The 19,630-nt window shown below is 69.5% G+C and carries 12 protein-coding genes, 1 tRNA gene and 1 rRNA gene; 1 reads left to right on the top strand and 13 read right to left on the bottom strand.

The genetic code is table 11. The features are described 5' to 3' along the window. Nucleotides 1-121: 121 nt before the first annotated feature. The 10 genes from QNO09_RS26555 to QNO09_RS26510 form a co-directional block, all read right to left on the bottom strand. Nucleotides 122-394, bottom strand: a complete 273-nt coding sequence (locus QNO09_RS26555) for a hypothetical protein (RefSeq protein WP_502962348.1) — start codon at nt 392-394, stop codon at nt 122-124. 190 nt (nt 395-584) lie between these two features. After that, nucleotides 585-1,055, bottom strand: a complete 471-nt coding sequence (locus tag QNO09_RS26550) for a Dps family protein (protein ID WP_283972770.1) — start codon at nt 1,053-1,055, stop codon at nt 585-587. A gap of 208 nt (nt 1,056-1,263) precedes the next feature. Continuing rightward, nucleotides 1,264-1,644 carry a helix-turn-helix domain-containing protein gene (locus tag QNO09_RS26545; protein ID WP_003993396.1) on the bottom strand — a complete coding sequence of 127 codons (381 nt, stop codon included), beginning with the start codon at nt 1,642-1,644 and terminating at the stop codon, nt 1,264-1,266. Between the two features lie 109 nt (nt 1,645-1,753). Next, complete coding sequence (locus QNO09_RS26540; RefSeq protein WP_283972769.1) at nt 1,754-2,299, bottom strand: CinA family protein; 546 nt, start codon at nt 2,297-2,299, stop codon at nt 1,754-1,756. After that, nucleotides 2,296-3,201, bottom strand: coding sequence for a CDP-diacylglycerol--glycerol-3-phosphate 3-phosphatidyltransferase (gene pgsA / locus QNO09_RS26535; protein ID WP_283972768.1), 906 nt, complete (start codon nt 3,199-3,201; stop codon nt 2,296-2,298). Before pgsA ends, QNO09_RS26540 begins: the two co-directional genes overlap by 4 nt. Next, entirely contained in the window at nt 3,198-4,679 is a 1,482-nt protein-coding gene (gene rimO / locus QNO09_RS26530; protein WP_283972767.1) for a 30S ribosomal protein S12 methylthiotransferase RimO, read from the bottom strand. Before rimO ends, pgsA begins: the two co-directional genes overlap by 4 nt. Before the next feature lie 93 nt (nt 4,680-4,772). Next, complete coding sequence (locus QNO09_RS26525) at nt 4,773-5,624, bottom strand: helix-turn-helix domain-containing protein (RefSeq protein ID WP_283972766.1); 852 nt, start codon at nt 5,622-5,624, stop codon at nt 4,773-4,775. 262 nt (nt 5,625-5,886) lie between these two features. After that, complete coding sequence (locus QNO09_RS26520; RefSeq protein WP_283972765.1) at nt 5,887-8,625, bottom strand: DNA translocase FtsK; 2,739 nt, start codon at nt 8,623-8,625, stop codon at nt 5,887-5,889. A gap of 126 nt (nt 8,626-8,751) precedes the next feature. Continuing rightward, entirely contained in the window at nt 8,752-9,432 is a 681-nt protein-coding gene (locus tag QNO09_RS26515) for a response regulator (protein ID WP_283972764.1), read from the bottom strand. 307 nt (nt 9,433-9,739) lie between these two features. Then, nucleotides 9,740-15,202 carry a HAMP domain-containing protein gene (locus tag QNO09_RS26510; RefSeq protein WP_283972763.1) on the bottom strand — a complete coding sequence of 1,821 codons (5,463 nt, stop codon included), beginning with the start codon at nt 15,200-15,202 and terminating at the stop codon, nt 9,740-9,742. A gap of 378 nt (nt 15,203-15,580) precedes the next feature. On the opposite strand from QNO09_RS26510, the gene QNO09_RS26505 reads away from it, so the two are divergent. Beyond that, entirely contained in the window at nt 15,581-18,331 is a 2,751-nt protein-coding gene (locus tag QNO09_RS26505; protein ID WP_283972762.1) for a SpoIIE family protein phosphatase, read from the top strand. A 128-nt stretch (nt 18,332-18,459) separates the two neighbouring features. Here QNO09_RS26505 and QNO09_RS26500 read toward each other — a convergent pair. The 3 genes from QNO09_RS26500 to rrf all read right to left on the bottom strand — a co-directional run bounded on the left by QNO09_RS26500 (nt 18,460) and on the right by rrf (nt 19,502). Beyond that, nucleotides 18,460-18,535 (bottom strand) — tRNA-Thr (locus tag QNO09_RS26500). 73 nt (nt 18,536-18,608) lie between these two features. After that, complete coding sequence (locus QNO09_RS26495; RefSeq protein ID WP_283972871.1) at nt 18,609-19,271, bottom strand: DegT/DnrJ/EryC1/StrS family aminotransferase; 663 nt, start codon at nt 19,269-19,271, stop codon at nt 18,609-18,611. Nucleotides 19,272-19,385: 114 nt separating this feature from the next. Next, nucleotides 19,386-19,502 (bottom strand): 5S ribosomal RNA (gene rrf, locus QNO09_RS26490). Nucleotides 19,503-19,630 lie beyond the last annotated feature (128 nt).

The following is a 19,630-nucleotide window of genomic DNA, read 5'->3' as shown; positions in this document are numbered from 1 at the left end:
CCCCGGCCCTGCTGGCCGCGATCCCAAGTCCCCTGGACACCCGCCCCCACAGCCGCGGCAACCCGCACGAGCGACAACATCACCGACCACTCAGCACCCCACCCCAACAGTCCCCCGGCCCTCACCCCCGCCGCTCCGCCATCCCCCGGCTCCCCGCCCCCCAGACCCTCCGCCAGCGTCCTGCCCCTACAACCCCCCGCGCCCTCCCCTTGGGCACGCAATGTACGGGCAGGACGCTCAGCCCCCATCCCCCGGCCGCGACCGCCGCCTCCAGCACCCCCGCCTCGGGCGTGGCCAGCAGCCGCAGCACGGCCCACCACCACAACGCCCCGAGCCCGAGCACGACTCCGCGGACCCCCCAGTGCCGGCTCCACCAGCGTGCTATGCCCGCCACGGCCGCCACCCCCAGCCCGACGCTATGGAGCCGCCCGGGACCGCGGACAGGGCGCACAACGGGCACACGGGCGCACGGTCCCTCCCACTCGGGCGGCCGCGCACACGCGCACCGCTCAGCTCGCGCACTCCCGCGCGCCGAGCGGTGACCTCTCGCCCGCCCGGCCCGTCACTCGCTCCCGCGCTCTCCGTCACCCGTTCTCGGCCTGGAACATCCAGTGATGCTTCTCCAGGTCCGCCGTGATCCCGATGAAGATGTCCTGGCTCACGGGATCGGGCTCACCGGTCGTCTCGACCCTCTCCCGCATCCGCGTGATGACCGCACCGAGCGCCTCGACGAGCGCGCTCACGGCAGTCGTGTCGTCGACCCACCCTTCGGGGGTCACCCCGATCCCGCTGCCGACGGCAACCGTCGCGGCTCGCCCGTCCGGTGAGATTCCGAGGGCCGCGGAACGCTCGGCGACGGTGTCGGAGTATTTCCGTGCGGTGTCGACGACCTCGTCGAGCTGGAGATGCACGGAACGGAAGCGCGGCCCCACCACGTTCCAGTGGATCTGCTTCGCCACGAGGGCGAGGTCCACCAGATCGACGAGGGCACCTTGCAGCGCCTCGGACACGGTCTTCAGGTTCGCGTCCGACAACGGGCTCTTCACGACGTACATCCGCACCTCCGAGGACTGCCCCCGCCATCACTTCAACGATGACCGCCGCACGCCCCACCGGCAAACGCACACACACCCGACACGGCCCGCAGAGGCGGCACCAGGGCGGTGGGCGGCCCCGAACAAGCGAAAACCCCGGGCGGCACCCCTCCGGATCTTCCGGAGAGGCCCGGCCGGGGCCTTGGTCATGCCGTGTGAGGGCAGAGCCTCACGCGGCGACGACGTCCACCGCTTCGGCAGGCGCCTTGATGGTCACCCGTTCCGGTGGTACACCGGTCACCGAGACGGAACCCAGCATCGGGCGAACCGGCGTGGGAACAGGCTCGCTGGGGGTGGCCGCAGCAGACTGGGCCAGCTCGGCGAGGGCGAGCTCGTCGCTCACTTCCCGCATGAGCTCGGACATCCGTACGTCCAGCGCGTCGCAGATGGCGGAGAGCAGCTCGGAGGAAGCCTCCTTCTGCCCCCGCTCCACCTCGGAGAGATAGCCGAGTGAGACTCGGGCGGACGAGGAGACTTCGCGCAGAGTACGGCCCTGGCGCTGGCGCTGCCGACGCAGCACGTCACCCAGCAGGCGACGGAGCAGAATCATCGGTGGCTCCCTCCTCGGACCGCGTAGCCGCATCCATTACGCCCCACCGTACCGCCTTGCGCCGCGGCCGTGCGGGGAGCGATGTCGTGTTCACTCAGGGCTGCAAACATCAAAACCCCCCGTTCCGTTCCGTATCCTGTGCCCGCTCATTCCCAGTCTGTTCGCCCGCAAGCTCCTCCAGGAGCAGTGCGAGTACGCTCCGTACACTCTCTCTACGAATTTCCGCGCGGTCGCCGTTCAACCGCAGAGCCGCCACTTTTCCGCCGCCGGCAGAACCGGAATCGACTCCGTCCGGTCCGTCCACGGCGACGAAGACCGTGCCGACGGCCTGTCCGTCCTGCGGCTCGGGGCCCGCGACGCCGGTGGTCGCGATGCCCCAGTCGGCGCCGAGCGCCTTGCGTACGCCCGCTGCCATCTGGGCCGCGACCTGCGGATCCACTGCCCCACGCGCCGTGAGCAGGGTGGCGTCGACACCGAGCAGTTCATGCTTCAGCTCGGTGGCGTAGGCGGTCACGGAGCCCCGGAAGACCTTGGACGCCCCGGGGACCGATGTGAGGTCCGCCGCAACGAGGCCACCGGTCAGCGACTCCGCCACGGCGAGCGTCTCGCCCTTCACTGTGAGTAGTCGCACCACGTCAGTGGCCGTGGAACTCACGCTTCCTTCTCCTCCAACGCGGCCTTGCGCTCGGCGATTCCCTGCCTGCGCAGCACAATGGCCTGTTTCACATAGTCGAGGCCGGTCACCACGGTGATCACGACGGCCGCGGCCATCACCCAGAACCTCAGCGTGGCCAGCCATCCCGTCAGCGCCAGCACGTACATGCCCACGGCCACGCCCTGGATGAGGGTCTTGAGCTTGCCGCCGCGGCTGGCGGGGATGACGCCGTACCGGATGACCAGGAAACGCAGCAGCGTGATGCCGAGTTCCCGGCCGAGGATGACGCCGGTCACCCACCAGTGCAGATCACCGAGCGCGGACAGACAGATCAGCGCCGCCCCCATGATGGCCTTGTCGGCGATGGGGTCGGCGATCTTCCCGAAGTCCGTGACCAGGTTGTACGTACGTGCCAGATGACCGTCGAACAGGTCGGTGATCATGGCGACGGCGAAGGCCGCCCAGGCGAGGGACCGCCATGCCGGGTCGTAACCGCCGTCGGTGAGCATCAGCGCGACGAAGGCCGGAACGAGGACCAGCCGGAGCATGGTCAGGAGGTTGGCGATGTTCCAGACGCTGGCCTGGTTGACGGCCGCGGCGGCGATCTTCCCGCCCCGGGGGGTCTTCCCCTCCCCCTGGGCGTCGACGTCGGCGCCTTCACCGGAGACCGCTCCATCGGCACCCGGCGCCGCCGCGGCAGCCCCGCCGTGACCCACGTCGGACGAGGCACCGGGCCCCGCACCGGGCGTCCCGCCATCGGCCGAGCGCGCGGCCGCATGCCCGACCGCCGCCCCGGGGGTCACGGGGGCCACGGACGACGCGGAGGCCGCAGCGCCCGCTCCGGCCGCTGCCCTCCTCGCGCCGGAGGCGCCTCCCGCCGCGGATGCCGGGACACCGGTCATCTGCCCGCCTCCTCACTCCACGCAGGCGACGTGAACGAGCCCTGCAGCGGCTCGGCCACCAGGTCGACACCTTCCGTGCCGACCACCTTCGCCTCGACCATACGGCCGCTGCTCAGCCCCGCGCCGCTCGTGAGCAGCACCTGGCCGTCCGTCTCGGGCGCCTGGTGCTCCGCACGGCCGTACACGCCGTCCTCGCCGTCGACGGACTCGACGAGGACCCGGACCGTCTGGCCGACGCGCTCCTCGGCGCGCTGCGAGACGAGTTCCTCGGCCAGCCTCGAGATGTGGGCCAGCCGCTCGGCTACGACGTCCTCGTCGAGCTTGTTCTCGTAGGTCGCCGCCTCGGTGCCCTCCTCGTCGGAGTAGCCGAAGACGCCGATGGCGTCCAGCCGGGCGCCGTTCAGGAATCGTTCCAGCTCGGCGAGGTCGCCCTCGCTCTCGCCGGGGAAGCCGACGATGAAGTTGGAGCGCACACCGGCCTCGGGGGCCTTGCCGCGGATGGTGTCGAGCAGTTCCAGGAACCGGTCGGTGTCGCCGAAGCGGCGCATCGCGCGCAGCACGCCGGGCGCGGAGTGCTGGAAGGACAGGTCGAAGTAGGGCGCGACCTTCGGGGTCGAGGTCAGTACGTCGATGAGGCCGGGCCGCATCTCGGCCGGCTGGAGGTAGCTGACACGGATGCGCTCGATGCCGTCGACCTCGGCGAGCTCGGGGAGCAGCGACTCCAGCAGGCGGATGTCGCCCAGGTCCTTGCCGTAGGACGTGTTGTTCTCGGAGACCAGCATGATCTCCTTCACGCCCTGCTCGGCCAGCCAGCGGGTCTCGTTCAGCACGTCGCTGGGGCGGCGGGAGATGAAGGAGCCGCGGAAGGACGGGATGGCGCAGAAGGAGCAGCGCCGGTCGCAACCGGAGGCGAGCTTCACGGAGGCGACCGGGGAGCCGTCCAGGCGGCGGCGCAGGGGGGCGCGCGGGCCGGAGGCCGGGGCGAGGCCCTCGGGAAGGTCGGCCGGGGCGTGCCCGGGCAGCGCGACCTCGGAGGCCGACTCCTGGCGTTCCGCCGGGCTGATCGGCAGCAGCTTGCGCCGGTCGCGCGGGGTGTGCGAGGCGTGGATGCCGCCGTTGAGGATGGTCTGGAGACGGTCCGAGATGTCCGAGTAGTCGTCGAAGCCGAGCACGCCGTCGGCCTCGGGGAGGGCCTCGGCGAGTTCCTTGCCGTACCGCTCGGCCATGCAGCCCACCGCCACGACGGCCTGGGTTCTGCCGTGCCCCTTGAGGTCGTTGGCCTCCAGGAGGGCGTCGACGGAGTCCTTCTTGGCGGCCTCGACGAAGCCGCAGGTGTTCACGACGGCGACGTCCGCTTGCTCGGCGTCCTCCACGAGCTGCCAGCCGTCCGCCTCCAAACGGCCTGCGAGCTCCTCCGAGTCCACCTCGTTACGGGCGCAGCCAAGGGTGACGAGTGCGACGGTACGGCGTTCAGGCATGGGCTCAAGACTACTTCGTCCCGCTGACGCCCTACGTCGACGGGGTTGGCCGCTTCCCGGCCAACCCCGTATCAACTGGACTTTTCGGGCAGGTCACCCGGCTGCGGGGTCGCCCTTTGTGTAGGTCAGGCGTTCGACGGACCCCCGCTGGAAGTTCTCCTCGATCTGCTTGCCGTTGACGAAGAGGTCGATCGCGCCGGCGTCTCCGAGGACGAGCTGGACCTTCGAGCTGTCCTGGAAGGTCTTGGTGTCGCCCTTCTTGAGAACACCGTCGAAGATCATCCGGCCGTTGTGATCCTTGGCGGCGATCCAGCTGCGGTCGTCGGCGGCGACCACCCGGACCGTCACCTTGTCCCGCGGCGCGGCCGCGATGGCGCTGTCGGACGGCTCGGGCTTGGGGTCGGCGGGCTTCTTGGTCTTGGTGGTCGGGGAGGCGGAGTCGCCGGGCGTCGAGCCCTCGGCCACGTTCGCCTCGTTGTTGCCGCTGTCGTCGCCGCCCTGGAACATCGTGAACCCGACGAAACCGATGACGGCGACGATCGCGGCGACCATGGCGGCGGTCCAGTTGGGGCCCCGCCGCTCCGGACGGATGCGTTCCGCCTCGAAGAGGGGAGCTGCCGGAGTCGGTGCCGGACGCCCGCCGTGCTCGTCGCCGTACTGGTCGAGCAGCGGTTCGGGATCGAGGTGGACGGCTTTGGCCAGGGTCCTGATGTGCCCACGGGCGTAGACGTCTCCACCGCAGGGGGTGAAGTCGTCCGCCTCGATCGCGTGCACGATGTTCATGCGGACCCGGGTGGCGCTACTGACGTCGTCGACGGTCAGTCCGGCGGCGATACGAGCCTGCTGCAGGACACGACCGATGGAGGGGCGGGCTTCCTCGCGGTCTGCTTCGACGCGCTCGTCTTCGAACGGACGCTCGTCTTCAGGGGAGTTTCCGATGGACACGGGGGCGCCTTTCGAGCGTGTAGCCGCCTGTGCTGGAGGTTCAGTCTAGGGGGGGTGCAAAAGGGTGGGGCAACCGGGCGGTGGCACTTTGTACGCCATCGGAATGGCCCGACATTCCGATGGTGGGCTCGCTGCTTTGTCGCTTCCCTCAACTTGACGTACGCCGAAGGGAAACGGTTGCTCAATGATCCCTTACGGATGAGTCACGATCAGGACACCCAATTGCCGTAACCCCGCGAGGCGACCACCGTGTCCCGTTTCCCTACCCTTCAGACTCCCCCCGGATCACGGCGAGCACGCCATCCAGCTCGTCAGGCTTCACAAGAACGTCACGAGCCTTCGAACCCTCGCTCGGTCCGACGATGTTCCGGGACTCCATGAGGTCCATCAGCCGACCGGCCTTGGCGAAGCCGACGCGCAGCTTGCGCTGGAGCATGGACGTCGACCCGAACTGCGTGGAGACGACCAGCTCGGCCGCCTGGCACAGCAGGTCGAGGTCGTCGCCGATGTCCTCGTCGATCTCCTTCTTCTGCTTGGTGCCCACGACGACGTCGTCCCGGAAGACGGGCGTCATCTGGTCCTTGCAGTGCCGCACGACGCCCGCGATCTCCTCCTCGGTGACGAAGGCGCCCTGCATGCGGGTGGGCTTGTTGGCCCCCATGGGCAGGAACAGCCCGTCGCCCTTGCCGATGAGCTTCTCGGCGCCCGGCTGGTCGAGGATGACCCGCGAGTCGGCCAGCGAGGAGGTGGCGAAGGCCAGCCGCGAGGGCACGTTCGCCTTGATGAGACCTGTGACGACGTCGACCGACGGGCGCTGCGTGGCGAGCACCAGGTGGATGCCGGCCGCGCGGGCGAGCTGCGTGATGCGCACGATGGCGTCCTCGACGTCCCGCGGCGCGACCATCATCAGGTCGGCGAGCTCGTCGACGATGACCAGCAGGTACGGGTAGGGCTGGAGCTCGCGCTCACTGCCCTCGGGCGGCTTGACCTTGCCCTCGCGCACGGCCTTGTTGAAGTCGTCGATGTGCCGGTAGCCGTAGGCGGCCAGGTCGTCGTAGCGCAGGTCCATCTCGCGCACGACCCACTGGAGGGCCTCGGCGGCCCGCTTGGGGTTGGTGATGATCGGCGTGATCAGGTGCGGGATGCCCTCGTACGCGGTCAGCTCGACCCGCTTGGGGTCGACGAGGATCATCCGGACGTCCTCGGGGGTCGCCCGCATCATGACCGAGGTGATCAGGCAGTTGATGCAGGACGACTTGCCGGAGCCGGTGGCGCCGGCGACCAGCATGTGCGGCATCTTCGCCAGCGAGTGCATGACGTAGCCACCCTCGACGTCCTTGCCGAAGGCCACCAGCATCGGGTCGTCGTCCTCCGCGGACTCCGCCAGACGGAGTACGTCGCCGAGGTTGACCATCTCCCGGTCGGTGTTCGGGATCTCGATGCCGACCGCGGACTTGCCGGGGATCGGGCTGATGATCCGCACGTCCGGGGAGGCGACGGCGTAGGCGATGTTCTTCGCCAGCGCGGTGATCCGCTCGACCTTCACGGCGGGGCCGAGCTCGACCTCGTAGCGCGTGACCGTCGGCCCGCGGGTGAAGCCGGTGACCCGGGCGTCGACCTTGAACTCGGTGAAGACCGTGGTCAGCGCGGCCACTATGGCGTCGTTGGCGGCGCTGCGCGCCTTGCCCGGACCGCCACGCTCCAGCAGGTCGAGCGACGGCAGGGCGTAGGTGATGTCGCCGGACAGCTGGAGCTGCTCCGCGCGCGGGGGCAGATCGCGGGGCTCGGCCGGCGGCGCCTTGGTCAGGTCGCGGACGCCCGCCTTCGGCTTCTGCGGTTCGGGCTCGGACTGCCGGGGCTCGTCCTGCCGGGGGCGGGCGGCCGGGACGGAGGTCGGCGTGGTCGCCTCCTGGTCCCCCGCCCGTACGCCCTGGGTGAGGTCGGCGACGACCGGTGAGGGCGGCATGCCGTGCAGCACGGCGCCGTCGAGCGCGGCGGCGGCCGCCGCCGCGACGTCCACGGCGTCCCTGGGCCGGTCCATGTCGGGCTGCGGCACGGCGGAGCGCCGGGGGCGGCCCCGGCGCCGGGTGAGCGCCTCCTGCTCGGCACTGTCCGGGTCGTACGCCGCGGGTGCCTGCGCCCGCCTGCCGCGCGGGCGCGCGGGCAGCGCCTCGCGCCACTGCTCCTCGTAGCGCTCGTCGTCCTCGACGTAGACGAACTCGTCCTCGGCCGGGTCGCGGACGATCCCGAGACGCACCCCGAGCAGCCGCAGACGCTGCGGAATGGCGTTGACCGGGGTGGCGGTGACGACCAGCAACCCGAAGACGGTCAACAGCACCAGCAGCGGCACCGCGAGCACGTCGCCCATGGCGTACGACAGCGGCGTCGCCATGGCCCATCCGATGAGACCGCCGGCGTCCCTTATGGCCTGCATGCCGTCGCCGCGCGCGGGTGAGCCGCACGCGATGTGGACCTGTCCGAGCACGCCGATGACGAGCGCGGACAGGCCGATGACGATGCGCCCGTTGGCCTCGGGCTTCTCCGGGTGGCGGATGAACCGCACGGCGATGACGGCGAGGAGTATCGGCACGAGCAGGTCGAGGCGGCCGAAGGCACCGGTGACGAGGATCTCCACCAGGTCGCCCACGGGACCCCTGAGGTCGGCCCAGGTGCCCGCGGCGACGATGAGCGCGATGCCGAGCAGCAGCAGGGCGACACCGTCCTTGCGATGGGCCGGGTCGAGGTTCTTGGCGCCCTGCCCTATGCCGCGGAACACGGCGCCGACAGCGTGCGCCACGCCGAGCCAGACGGCGCGCACCAACCGGTAGATGCCGCCGGTGGGGCTGGGTGCCGGTCTGGGCGCGACCTTCTTGGCCGCGGCCTTCCTGGCGGGCGCCTTCTTCGCGGGAGCCTTCTTGGCCGCGGCCTTCTTCGCCGGAGCCTTCGCGGTCGCCTTCTTCGCGGGCGGCGGCTTCTTGGCTGCGGAGGGACGTGAGGCCATGGGTGTGAGGTTACCGGGGGAGACGACAGGGGACACGCGTGTCCACGGCTTCACCCGTTCGTGTCGCTTCGGGAGAGGCGCGAAACTGACGCGCGGTCACGGGGAACAATCCCGCCCGCACACGCGTCAGTTCTGCGAGGACATCGGGGAAGCGCTTCCGGTGCCCGGCTCCAGCGCGTCCAGCGCCCGCCGCAACCCCGTGAGCTTGCGCTCCAGATGAGCCGCCGTGGCCACCGCGGCGGCGTCCGTCGACTCGTCGTTGAGCTGCTTGGTCAGTGCTTCGGCCTGCTCCTCGACGGCGGCCAGCCGCGCGGAGAGCTCCGCGAGCAGCCCGGCCGACTCCTTCGCCTCGCCGCCCGTGTCCTTGCCGTCGCCCTCCAACTGCAGTCGCAGCAGGGACGCCTGCTCTCGCAGCTGGCAGTTCTTCATGTACAGCTCGACGAAGACGGAGACCTTCGCGCGCAGCACCCACGGGTCGAACGGCTTGGAGATGTAGTCCACCGCACCCGCCGCGTAACCCCGGAAGGTGTGGTGCGGGCCGTGGTTGATCGCCGTGAGGAAGATGATCGGGATGTCCCGGGTCCGCTCGCGGCGCTTGATGTGCGCCGCCGTCTCGAAGCCGTCCATGCCCGGCATCTGGACGTCCAGCAGGATGACCGCGAAGTCGTCCGTGAGCAGCGCTTTGAGCGCTTCCTCCCCGGACGATGCCCGCACCAGCGTCTGATCGAGCGCGGAGAGGATCGCCTCCAGCGCCAGCAGATTCTCCGGCCGGTCATCGACCAGGAGGATCTTGGCCTTCTGCACCATGGCCCGCCCTCCTCGCCCCGGCGTGGGGCCTCCCCTGTTCGCAGGACCTGTGGAAGCACCGGTGGGTGCCGCCCCAGGGGACGACTCCCTTGCGCCGCCCGTCCTTGTGCCGGTCATCGTAGCCGCACCCCGCCCGTCACCACACCCTGTCACCGTGATGTCACTGTGCACGTAGCAGAAACGCGGCGCGAGACCAGAAGGTTCCCCAGATCTTGTACTTCTACACGACTATGCGCACACCGAGTCCGCAGTTCCGCGTGAACACCGAACCTTCCCGTCATGGTCGCGCAACAGCCCGACGTTCCCCTCATTCCCCTCGCATCCACTGATCCATCACCGCCAGCAGGTGATCGGGGTCGACCGGCTTCGTCACGTAGTCGGAAGCGCCCGACTCGATCGCCTTCTCCCGGTCGCCCTTCATCGCCTTCGCGGTCAGCGCGATGATCGGCAGCCCGGCGAACTGCGGCATCCTGCGGATCGCCGTGGTCGTCGCGTACCCGTCCATCTCCGGCATCATGATGTCCATCAGCACGACCGCCACGTCCTCGTGCTGCTCCAGGACCTCGATGCCCTCACGCCCGTTCTCCGCGTACAGCACGGACAGGCCGTGCTGCTCCAGGACACTGGTCAGGGCGAAGACGTTGCGGATGTCGTCATCGACGATCAGGACCTTCTGGCCACCGAACCGGATGCCGCGGTTCGGCTTCGGCGCCGGGCTCTCCTGCTCGGGCGGCGTCCACTGCTCCAGCTGCGCGGGGCGCGGCGGCAGCTCCGGCATCCTGCGGCGCCGCCGGAACAAAGCGGCCGGCCCGTTCTGCGTCTCCCGGTACGAGGTCACCTCGGCCGGCGTCTCGGCCTCCACGTCCGGCCGCTCGGACGACGCCACCAGGTCACCGGCCTCCAGGGCGGGCAGCTGCTGCTGGTAGCCCTGCGGCGGCAGTTCGCTGGGGTGCAGCGGCAGATACAGCGTGAACGTCGAGCCACGCCCGGGCTCGCTCTGCGCGTGAATCTCACCACCGAGCAACTGCGCGATCTCCCGCGAGATGGACAACCCCAGGCCCGTACCGCCGTACTTGCGGCTGGTGGTGCCGTCGGCCTGCTTGAACGCCTCGAAGATCACCCGCATCTTGCTGGACGCGATGCCGATCCCGGTGTCGGTCACGGAGAACGCGATCAGCTCCGCCTCCGGATCGGTCAGCGACCCGGTCTCCAGCAGTTGCTCCCTGATCTTCTGGGGGACGTCGTCCCGCGCCGGCCTGATGACCAGCTCCACCGACCCGGAGTCGGTGAACTTCACCGCGTTGGACAGCAGATTGCGCAGCACCTGCAGCAACCGCTGCTCGTCGGTGTGCAGCGTCGCGGGCAGCTCCGGCGAGACCCGCACCGACAGGTCCAGGCCCTTCTCCGCGGTCAGCGGCCGGAAGGTCGCCTCCACGTAGTCCACGAGCTGGACCAGCGCGATCCGCGTCGGGGAGACGTCCATCTTGCCCGCCTCGACCTTCGACAGGTCGAGGATGTCGTTGATGAGCTGGAGCAGGTCCGAGCCGGCCCCGTGGATCGTCTCGGCGAACTCGACCTGCTTCGGCGAGAGGTTCCCCTCGGCGTTGTCGGCGAGCAGCTTGGCCAGGATCAGCAGCGAGTTGAGCGGCGTACGCAGCTCGTGCGACATGTTCGCCAGGAACTCGCTCTTGTAGCGCATCGACACCGCGAGCTGCTCGGCGCGCTCCTCCAGGACCTGCCGCGCCTCCTCGATCTCGGTGTTCTTCACCTCGATGTCGCGGTTCTGCCGGGCCAGCAGCTCGGCCTTCTCCTCCAGTTCGGCGTTGGACGCCTGAAGCGCCTTCTGCCGCTGCTCCAACTCGGCCGAGCGCTCCCGCAGTTGCTCGGTCAGCTCCTGCGACTGCGCCAGCAGCAGCTCGGTCTTGGTGTTGACGGAGATGGTGTTGACGCTCGTCGCGATCATCTCGGCGATCTGGTTGAGGAAGTCCTTCTGGATCTGCGTGAACGGCGTGAAGGACGCCAGCTCGATCACGCCGAGCACCTTCCCCTCGAACAGCACCGGCAGCACGATCACCTGCGCGGGCGGCGCCTCACCGAGCCCCGAGGAGATCTTCAGATAGCCGCTGGGCGCGTTCTCCACCAGGATGGTGCGCTTCTCCGTGGCGGCCGTCCCGATCAGCGCCTCACCGGGCTCGAACGACGTCGGCATCGAACCCATCGAGTAGCCGTAACTGCCGAGCATGCGCAGCTCGTACTGGTCGTCGTCCGCGGCGTTCACGTCGTCACCGTCGACGAGCGGCATGGCCAGGAAGAACGCGCCGTGCTGCGCGGAGACGACCGGCGTCAGCTCGCTCATGATCAGCGAGGCCACGTCCTCCAGGTCCCGGCGGCCCTGCATCAGCGCCGAGATCCTCGCCAGATTGCCCTTGAGCCAGTCCTGCTCCTTGTTGGCGATCGTGGTGTCGCGCAGATTGGCGATCATCTTGTTGATGTAGTCCTGGAGCTCCTGGATCTCCCCGGACGCGTCCACGTCGATCTTCAGGTTCAGATCGCCGCGGGTCACCGCGGTCGCCACGCGCGCGATGGCACGCACCTGCCGGGTCAGGTTCCCGGCCATCTCGTTCACCGACTCGGTCAGGTCACGCCAGGTGCCGTCCACGTCACGCACGCGTGCCTGGCCGCCGAGCTGCCCTTCCGTGCCCACCTCACGGGCGACCCGGGTGACCTCCTCCGCGAAGGACGACAGCTGGTCGACCATCGTGTTGATGGTCGTCTTCAGCTCCAGGATCTCGCCGCGCGCGTCGATGTCGATCTTCTTCGTCAGGTCGCCCTTGGCGATGGCCGTGGTCACCATGGCGATGTTGCGCACCTGACCGGTCAGGTTCGACGCCATCTGGTTCACCGACTCGGTGAGGTCCTTCCACGTACCGGCCACACCCGGCACGTGCGCCTGCCCGCCGAGAATGCCGTCCGTGCCCACCTCACGGGCCACCTTGGTGACCTGCTCGGCGAACGAACTCAGCGTCTTCACCATCGTGTTGATGGTGTCGGCGAGCTGCGCGACCTCACCGCGCGCCTCGATGGTCACCTGCCGCGTCAGGTCACCGTTGGCGACCGCCGCCGAGACCTGGGAGATGTTCCGCACCTGAGTGGTGAGGTTCTTCGCCATCAGGTTGACGTTGTCGCTCAGGTCCTTCCAGATGCCCGTGACACCCGGCACATGCGCCTGGCCGCCCAGGATGCCCTCGGTGCCCACCTCACGGGCCACCCGGGTCACCTGCTCGGCGAAGGAGGACAGCTGGTCCACCATCGTGTTGACGGTCGTGACCAGTTCGAGGATCTCGCCCTTGGCGTCGACGGTGATCTTCTTCGACAGATCGCCCCGGGCCACCGCCGTCGTGACCTCGGCGATGTTGCGCACCTGGATGGTCAGATTGTTCGCCATGCCGTTCACGGACTGGGTGAGGTCCTTCCAGGTGCCGGAGACACCCTGCACCTCGGCCTGACCGCCCAGGATGCCCTCCGTACCCACCTCACGGGCCACACGCGTGACCTCTTCGGCGAACGACGACAGCTGGTCCACCATCGTGTTCAGGGTGTTCTTCAGCTCCAGGATCTCCCCGCGCGCGTCCACGGTGATCTTCTGGGACAGGTCACCCCGGGCCACCGCCGTGGCCACCTGCGCGATGTTGCGCACCTGGCCGGTCAGGTTGGACGCCATGCCGTTCACGGAGTCCGTCAGGTCACGCCACACACCGGCCACCCCGGGCACCTGCGCCTGACCACCCAGCCGGCCGTCCGTGCCCACCTCACGCGCGACCCGGGTCACCTGGTCGGCGAAGGCCGAGAGCTGGTCGACCATCGTGTTGATGGTGTTCTTCAGCTCCAGGATCTCCCCACGCGCGTCCACGTCGATCTTCTGCGACAGGTCACCCCGGGCCACCGCCGTCGTCACCTGCGCGATGTTGCGCACCTGGGAAGTGAGGTTCCCGGCCATCGAGTTGACGGAATCGGTGAGCTCCTTCCACGTGCCCGACACACCGTCGACACGCGCCTGACCGCCCAGCCGGCCCTCCGTGCCCACGTCCCGGGCCATCCGCGTCACCTGGTCGGCGAAGCTCGACAGCTGGTCCACCATCGTGTTCACGGTGTTCTTCAGCTTGAGCATCTCGCCGGAGACATCGACGGTGACCTTCTGCGAGAGGTCGCCGTTGGCCACCGCCGTCGTCACCTGGGCGATGTTCCTCACCTGACCGGTGAGGTTGCGGAACGCCGTGTTGACGGAGTCCGTCAGGTCCTTCCACGTCCCCGCCGCACCCGGCACCTGCGCCTGGCCGCCCAGCTCGCCCTCGACACCGATCTCCCGCGCCACACGCGTCACTTCGGCACCGAACGCGGACAGTTGATCCACCATCGTGTTGACGGTGTTCTTCAGCTCCAGCATCTCGCCGGCCACGTCGACCGTGACCTTCTGCGACAGATCACCGTTGGCCACCGCCGTCGTCACCGCGGCGATGTCCCTCACCTGAGTGGTCAGGTTCCGGAAGACCGTGTTCACCGAATCGGTGAGGTCCTTCCACGTCCCCGCCGCACCCGGCACATTCGCCTGACCGCCCAGCCGCCCCTCGGCACCGACCTCGTTGGCCACCCGCGTGACCTCGTCCGCGAAGATCCGCAGCGTCTCGGTCATCTGGTTGATCGTGTCGGCGAGCTGCGCGACCTCACCCCGCGCCGGCACGGTCACCTTGCGCGACAGATCACCGTTGGCGACCGCGGTCGTCACCTCCGCGATCCCGCGCACCTGGGCCGTGAGGTTCCCGGCCATGGTGTTCACCGAATCGGTGAGTTCCTTCCACACCCCGTCGACCCCGGGCACCTGCGCCTGACCGCCCAGCGCACCCTCGGTGCCCACCTCGCGGGCCACCCGGGTCACCTCGGACGAGAACGCCGAGAGCTGGTCGACCATCGTGTTGACGGTGTTCTTCAGCTCCAGCATCTCGCCGGCCACCTGCACCGTGACCTTGCGCGACAGATCACCCTTGGCGACCGCCGTCGTCACCAGCGCGATGTCCCTCACCTGGGCCGTCAGCCGGTACGCCATCGTGTTGACGGAATCCGTCAGGTCCCGCCACGAACCCGACATGCCCCGCACCCGGGCCTGACCGCCCAGCTTGCCCTCGGTGCCCACCTCGCTGGCCACCCGCGTGACCTCGTCGGTGAACGTCGACAGCTGGTCGACCAGGTTGTTGACGGTCCGCCCGACCTTCAGGAACTCGCCCCGCAGCGGCTGGCTGTTCCCGTCCGGCACCTGCGTCCGCAGCTCCATCCGCGGCGACAGATCACCCTCCGCCACCGCGGAGAGCACCCGGCCGACCTCGGACACCGGCCGCACCAGGTCGTCCACCAGGGCGTTCGAGTTGTCGATCGCCGTCGCCCAGGAGCCCTCGCAGGCACCCGTCTCCAGCCGCTCGGTGAGCTTGCCCTCGCGGCCCACCATCCGCCGCACCCGCGACAGCTCACCCGTCAGATGCAGATTGCGGTCGGCCACCTCGTTGAAGACCGCCGCGATCTCGGCCATCATGCCGTCCCCGGACACCGTGAGCCGCTTGCGGAAGTTCCCGTCCCGCATCGACACCAGGGCCGCCATCAGGCGGTTCAGGGACGCTGTGTCCACCTCGGTCGTACCGCTGCGCACCCTGCCCTGATTGACCGGGGACTGTCCGCCTTTCGCGCGCGCCTTCTTGCCACGCGTCGCTGCGCCAGACTCCACTGTGTCCCTCCCGCAGGGGTCGACCGTCACTGCTGTGTTCCGGTGTCACGCTCGGCGTACCGGTTACTACTGCGTATTCTCCGCCCTGCATACCAGCCCGTTCCCAGGGGGCTGCTGCCCAGGGGCGGCATCGGGCACACAGCCTGCCCTGACCTTCACCACAAGCTTGCCCAGTGTTTCACCCCGGCCGAACCAGGCCATAACAGTTCGGCAGCTTCGCACACCGTCCGCACACCCTCCGGACGGAAACACTGCAGACCGGCATCCGCATGGACCGCGAAGGTAAGTAACCTTGCATCCGGCTGTCCAGCCGCGCCGGTCCGTCCGGCCTGGGCGGTGGCACGAAGACGAGCGGGCATCGGAGGGGCGGCCGCACACATGACCACCGGACTGATCCCGGGGGGACAGCCCCCGGACCCCCGGCCGACGGGCAGCCTGCCGCAACAGCGGCGCGAGCCGGTCGGCCCCGCAGCCCAGCACGTCGAGAACCGGTCGAGGAGTTCTGTGATCACCGCGCGCGCGGCCGCCAGTTTCGAGCCCGTCGGGCGATCTGTCGCGAGCGCCCGCTCCTTCGTTCGCGACACCCTCCAGGGCTGGGGCTTCGCCGACATCGTCGACGACGCCGTCGTTCTCACCAGCGAACTCGTCACCAACGCCGTGGTCCACGCCGGCACCTCGGCCGACGTGCTCTGCCTGCGCAGCGACGACGGCGCACGCATCGAGGTGGCCGACCACTACCCCGAACGCGAGATCCCCCTCCAGGGCGCGGCCATCAACATGGGCAGCCCGGACCGCGAGGGCGGCCGCGGCCTCCAGCTGTGCGCGGCCCTCGCCGGCCGCTGGGGCGTCGAATACACCCCCACCCACAAGACCGTCTGGTTCCAGCTGGTTCTTCCCGCACGCGCGGTGGGCACCCGCACGGCCGGCCCGGCCCTCCCCGCCGACCTCCTCCCCCTCGCCGACGGCCGGGTCCGCGTGGCCGTCATCCAGATCGACCGCACCGGCGCCATCACCGCCTGGAACGAGGACGCCGAGGAACTCTTCGGCTACCCGGCCGAGCAGGTCACCGGCAAGCCCTTGACCGACCTCGCCGCCTGGCCGCACACCCCGGGCACCAGCACCGGCATCGTGGAAGCCCTCCGTCTCTCCCGCTGGGAAGGCAGCTACGGCATCCGCGCGGCCACCGGCCGCGTCACCCCGGTGTACGCCTCCCACCTGCGCGTTCGCGACACCGGCGGCGAACCGTCAACCGTGTGCCTCTTGGTACGGGACCACGAACGGGCAGTTCTGCAGACACCCCAGCGGGTGCCCGCCGACAGCTCGACCGGCTCCGAGGGCCAGAGCACCGATCCCTTCGAGGTCTTCATCGGTTCGCCCGCCCCGGACGACCTCGACGGCCTCCTCCAGCGCACGGTGGAACGCGCCCGCGACATGCTCGACGGCGACTCCGCGTTCCTCCTGCTCGCCACCGACGACGAGACGGAACTGGAGGTCCGCGCCTCGACCGGCCTCCCCTCCGCCCGCCAGCGCTTCGCCCGTGTCCCCGTGGAGGCCGGCCCCGGCCGCTACGGCTCGGCCCGCATGCCCGCCGTCCACGACGATCTGGCCGCCGTCCCTGGCGCCGTGCCACTGCTGAACGGCACCGGCATGCGCTCGGTCGTCACGGTCCCGCTGAAGGTCGAGGGCCGCCTCACCGGCTCCCTCGGCGTCGCCGCCGAAGCCCCCGCCAGATACACCAACGAAGAGGCTCTGCGCCTCCAGTTCGCCGCCGACCGCATCGCCCTCGCCGTCGAATCGGCCCGCCTGGGCGAACTGGAACGCCTGCGCCGCGGCTCCCTCAGCTTCCTCGTCGAGGCCTCCGACCTGCTGGCCGGCACCCTGGACCGCGACCAGACCCTGGCCCTGATGGCCCAGATGACGGTCCCGACGCTCGCCACCTGGTGCGCCGTCTACACCATCGCCGACCAGGCCTCCGAGCCCTACCTCTCCTACGTCCTGCACGAGGACGAGGAACTCATCGACGGCATCAAGTACCTGCTGTCGAAGGTTCCCCCGCCCGACCCGGTCCCCACTCCCGGAGCCCGCGTCTGGACGGCCCCCGCCGCGATGGCCCACCAGGCGGCCCTGCGCAGTTCCATGCGCAGCCTCGGCCTCAGCGGTGGCCCGAACCGCCAGGTCACCCCCGGCATCGGCCCGACCCTCGCCACCGCCTCCGCCGTCGGCGGCGAGACCGTGGTCCTCCCGCTGGTCGCCCGCAACCGCGTCATCGGCATGCTCACCCTGGGCAAGCCGACCGACGAGCACTTCCGCCAGGAGATCCTGGAACTCGCCGAGGACCTGTCCCGCCGGGCCGCCCTGGCCCTGGACAACGCCCGCCTCTACTCGGAGCGCACCGCGATCAGCCAGTCCCTGCAGCGCAGCCTCCTGCCCCCGGAGCTGCCGCTGATCGACGGCGTCGAGGTGGAGGTCATCTACCGCGCGGCCGGCGAGGGCAACGAGGTCGGCGGCGACTTCTACGACCTCTTTCCCATCCGCGACGGTGCCTACGGCTTCGCCATCGGCGACGTGTGCGGCACGGGCCCGAACGCGGCGGCGGTCACCGGCCTGGCCCGCCACGCCCTGCGCCTCCTGGCCCGCGAGGGCCTCAGCGGCCCGATGGTCCTGGAGCGTCTCAACTCAGCGATCCTCGACGAAGGCGCCCGCAGCCGCTTCCTCACCCTCCTGTACGGGGAGATGCGTCCGCAGGAGGACGGCAGCGCGGAGCTGAAGGTGGTCTGCGCCGGCCACCCGCTCCCGCTGCGCCTGCGCCAGGACGGCACGGTCGAACCGGCCGCGGAACCCCAGCCGCTGCTCGGCGTCATCGAGGACCTGGAGCTCTACGAGCAGACCGTCACCCTCGACCCGGGCGATGTCCTCCTGTGCGTCACGGACGGCGTCACCGAACGCCGAGAGGGCTCCCGCATGCTGGGCGACGACGGCCTCGCCGACGTCCTCACGACCTGCACGGGCCTGACGGCCGGCGCGGTCGCGGCTCGCATCATGCGCGCGGTGGAACGCTTCGCGTCGGACGCCCCTTCGGACGACATGGCGATCCTGGCGATGCGTGTCCCGGGCCTCCACCAGGACTAGGCCTGTCGTTCGGATCGGGTCGCGGGAAATCGGCGGGGCTTCTCCATCCGCCGGCTGTGGCCTGATCCGGACGCGGGGCCCCAACGGAACGCGGAAGGCCCCACCCGTGAGGGTGAGGCCTTTTCTGGTGGAGCCCCCAAACGGAATCGAACCGTTGACCTTCTCCTTACCATGGAGACGCTCTACCGACTGAGCTATAGGGGCCTGTTGCTTGTGAGGTCTCCCCCGCGGCAACGGAATAGATCATACCCTGAACAGGCCCGTGCTCCCAACCGCGTCAGAAGGCGGGCTGGAGAAGCCCTCCGAGGGCATTGCAGGCGGACACGATCCGCTGCATGTCCCGCTTCGTCAGTGACGCGTCCACGGGCAGCGCGAGCGTCTCGTCAGAGGCCCGCTCGGTCTCCGGAAGGGAAACACACCGGCGGAATTCGGGCAGCCGGTGCACGGGCGTCTTCACCGGCACCCGGCAGGCAACTCCCTTGGCGCGCACGGCCCGCGCGAAGGCGTCCCGGTCCGGCCGCCCGTTGCCCGGAACCCGCACGACGTACTGCTGATAGGTGTGCCCGTCACCGTCGTCCGGTGTCCGCACACCTCGCAACTTGGCATCCAGATAGGCCGCCCGCTCCCTGCGCTGGGCTATCTCGTCGTACGGCGCCTCGGACTCCCCTTGTTCCAGCACCAGCAGCCCATGTCGCTGACCCACGGCGTGCAGCCGCGCGATGTCGGCGAGCCGACCGAAGCGGTGGACGGCCACCACGGCGGCGGTGCGCGGGGTGACGGCCGCTTCCACGGCAGCGGCGTCGAGGCAGTAGGTGGCGGGGTCGATGTCGGCGAACATCGGCAGCGCCCCGGCCATGGTCACGGCCTCGGCCACTTCGACGTTCCCGAAGGCCGGCACGACGACCTCGTCACCGAGTCCGACGCCGGCGGCCCTGAGCAGTGCAGCAGTACCCATGCTGTGAATGCTGGTAGCGCAACGTGAACTTCAAGTGACGGGCAACAAAAAAGGGTTGGACCCGGAACCGAAGTTCCAGGTCCAACCCTTTCAATGATTGTTCGGCGGCGTCCTACTCTCCCACAGGGTCCCCCCTGCAGTACCATCGGCGCTGTAAGGCTTAGCTTCCGGGTTCGGAATGTAACCGGGCGTTTCCCCTACGCTATAACCACCGAAACACTATGAAACTGTGAACCGCCGCACCACGTGTGGCACGTGGGGCTGTTCGTGGTTTCAGAACCAACACAGTGGACGCGAGCAACTGAGGACAAGCCCTCGGCCTATTAGTACCGGTCAACTCCACA

The organism is Streptomyces sp. 378, assembly GCF_030124145.1.
Lineage (GTDB): Bacteria > Actinomycetota > Actinomycetes > Streptomycetales > Streptomycetaceae > Streptomyces.
Note: the sequence above shows the minus strand (reverse complement) of the source record. Positions and strands in the feature narration are given on the sequence as shown.

Bases quoted from the DNA above. Each gene is read 5' to 3' on its own strand.
- QNO09_RS26550 (WP_283972770.1), bottom strand. From the start codon at position 1,055: ATGTACGTCGTGAAGAGCCCGTTGTCGGACGCGAACCTGAAGACCGTG.
- QNO09_RS26545 (WP_003993396.1), bottom strand. From the start codon at position 1,644: ATGATTCTGCTCCGTCGCCTGCTGGGTGACGTGCTGCGTCGGCAGCGC.
- pgsA (WP_283972768.1), bottom strand. From the start codon at position 3,201: ATGACCGGTGTCCCGGCATCCGCGGCGGGAGGCGCCTCCGGCGCGAGG.
- rimO (WP_283972767.1), bottom strand. From the start codon at position 4,679: ATGCCTGAACGCCGTACCGTCGCACTCGTCACCCTTGGCTGCGCCCGT.
- QNO09_RS26520 (WP_283972765.1), bottom strand. From the start codon at position 8,625: ATGGCCTCACGTCCCTCCGCAGCCAAGAAGCCGCCGCCCGCGAAGAAG.
- QNO09_RS26515 (WP_283972764.1), bottom strand. From the start codon at position 9,432: ATGGTGCAGAAGGCCAAGATCCTCCTGGTCGATGACCGGCCGGAGAAT.
- QNO09_RS26505 (WP_283972762.1), top strand. From the start codon at position 15,581: ATGACCACCGGACTGATCCCGGGGGGACAGCCCCCGGACCCCCGGCCG.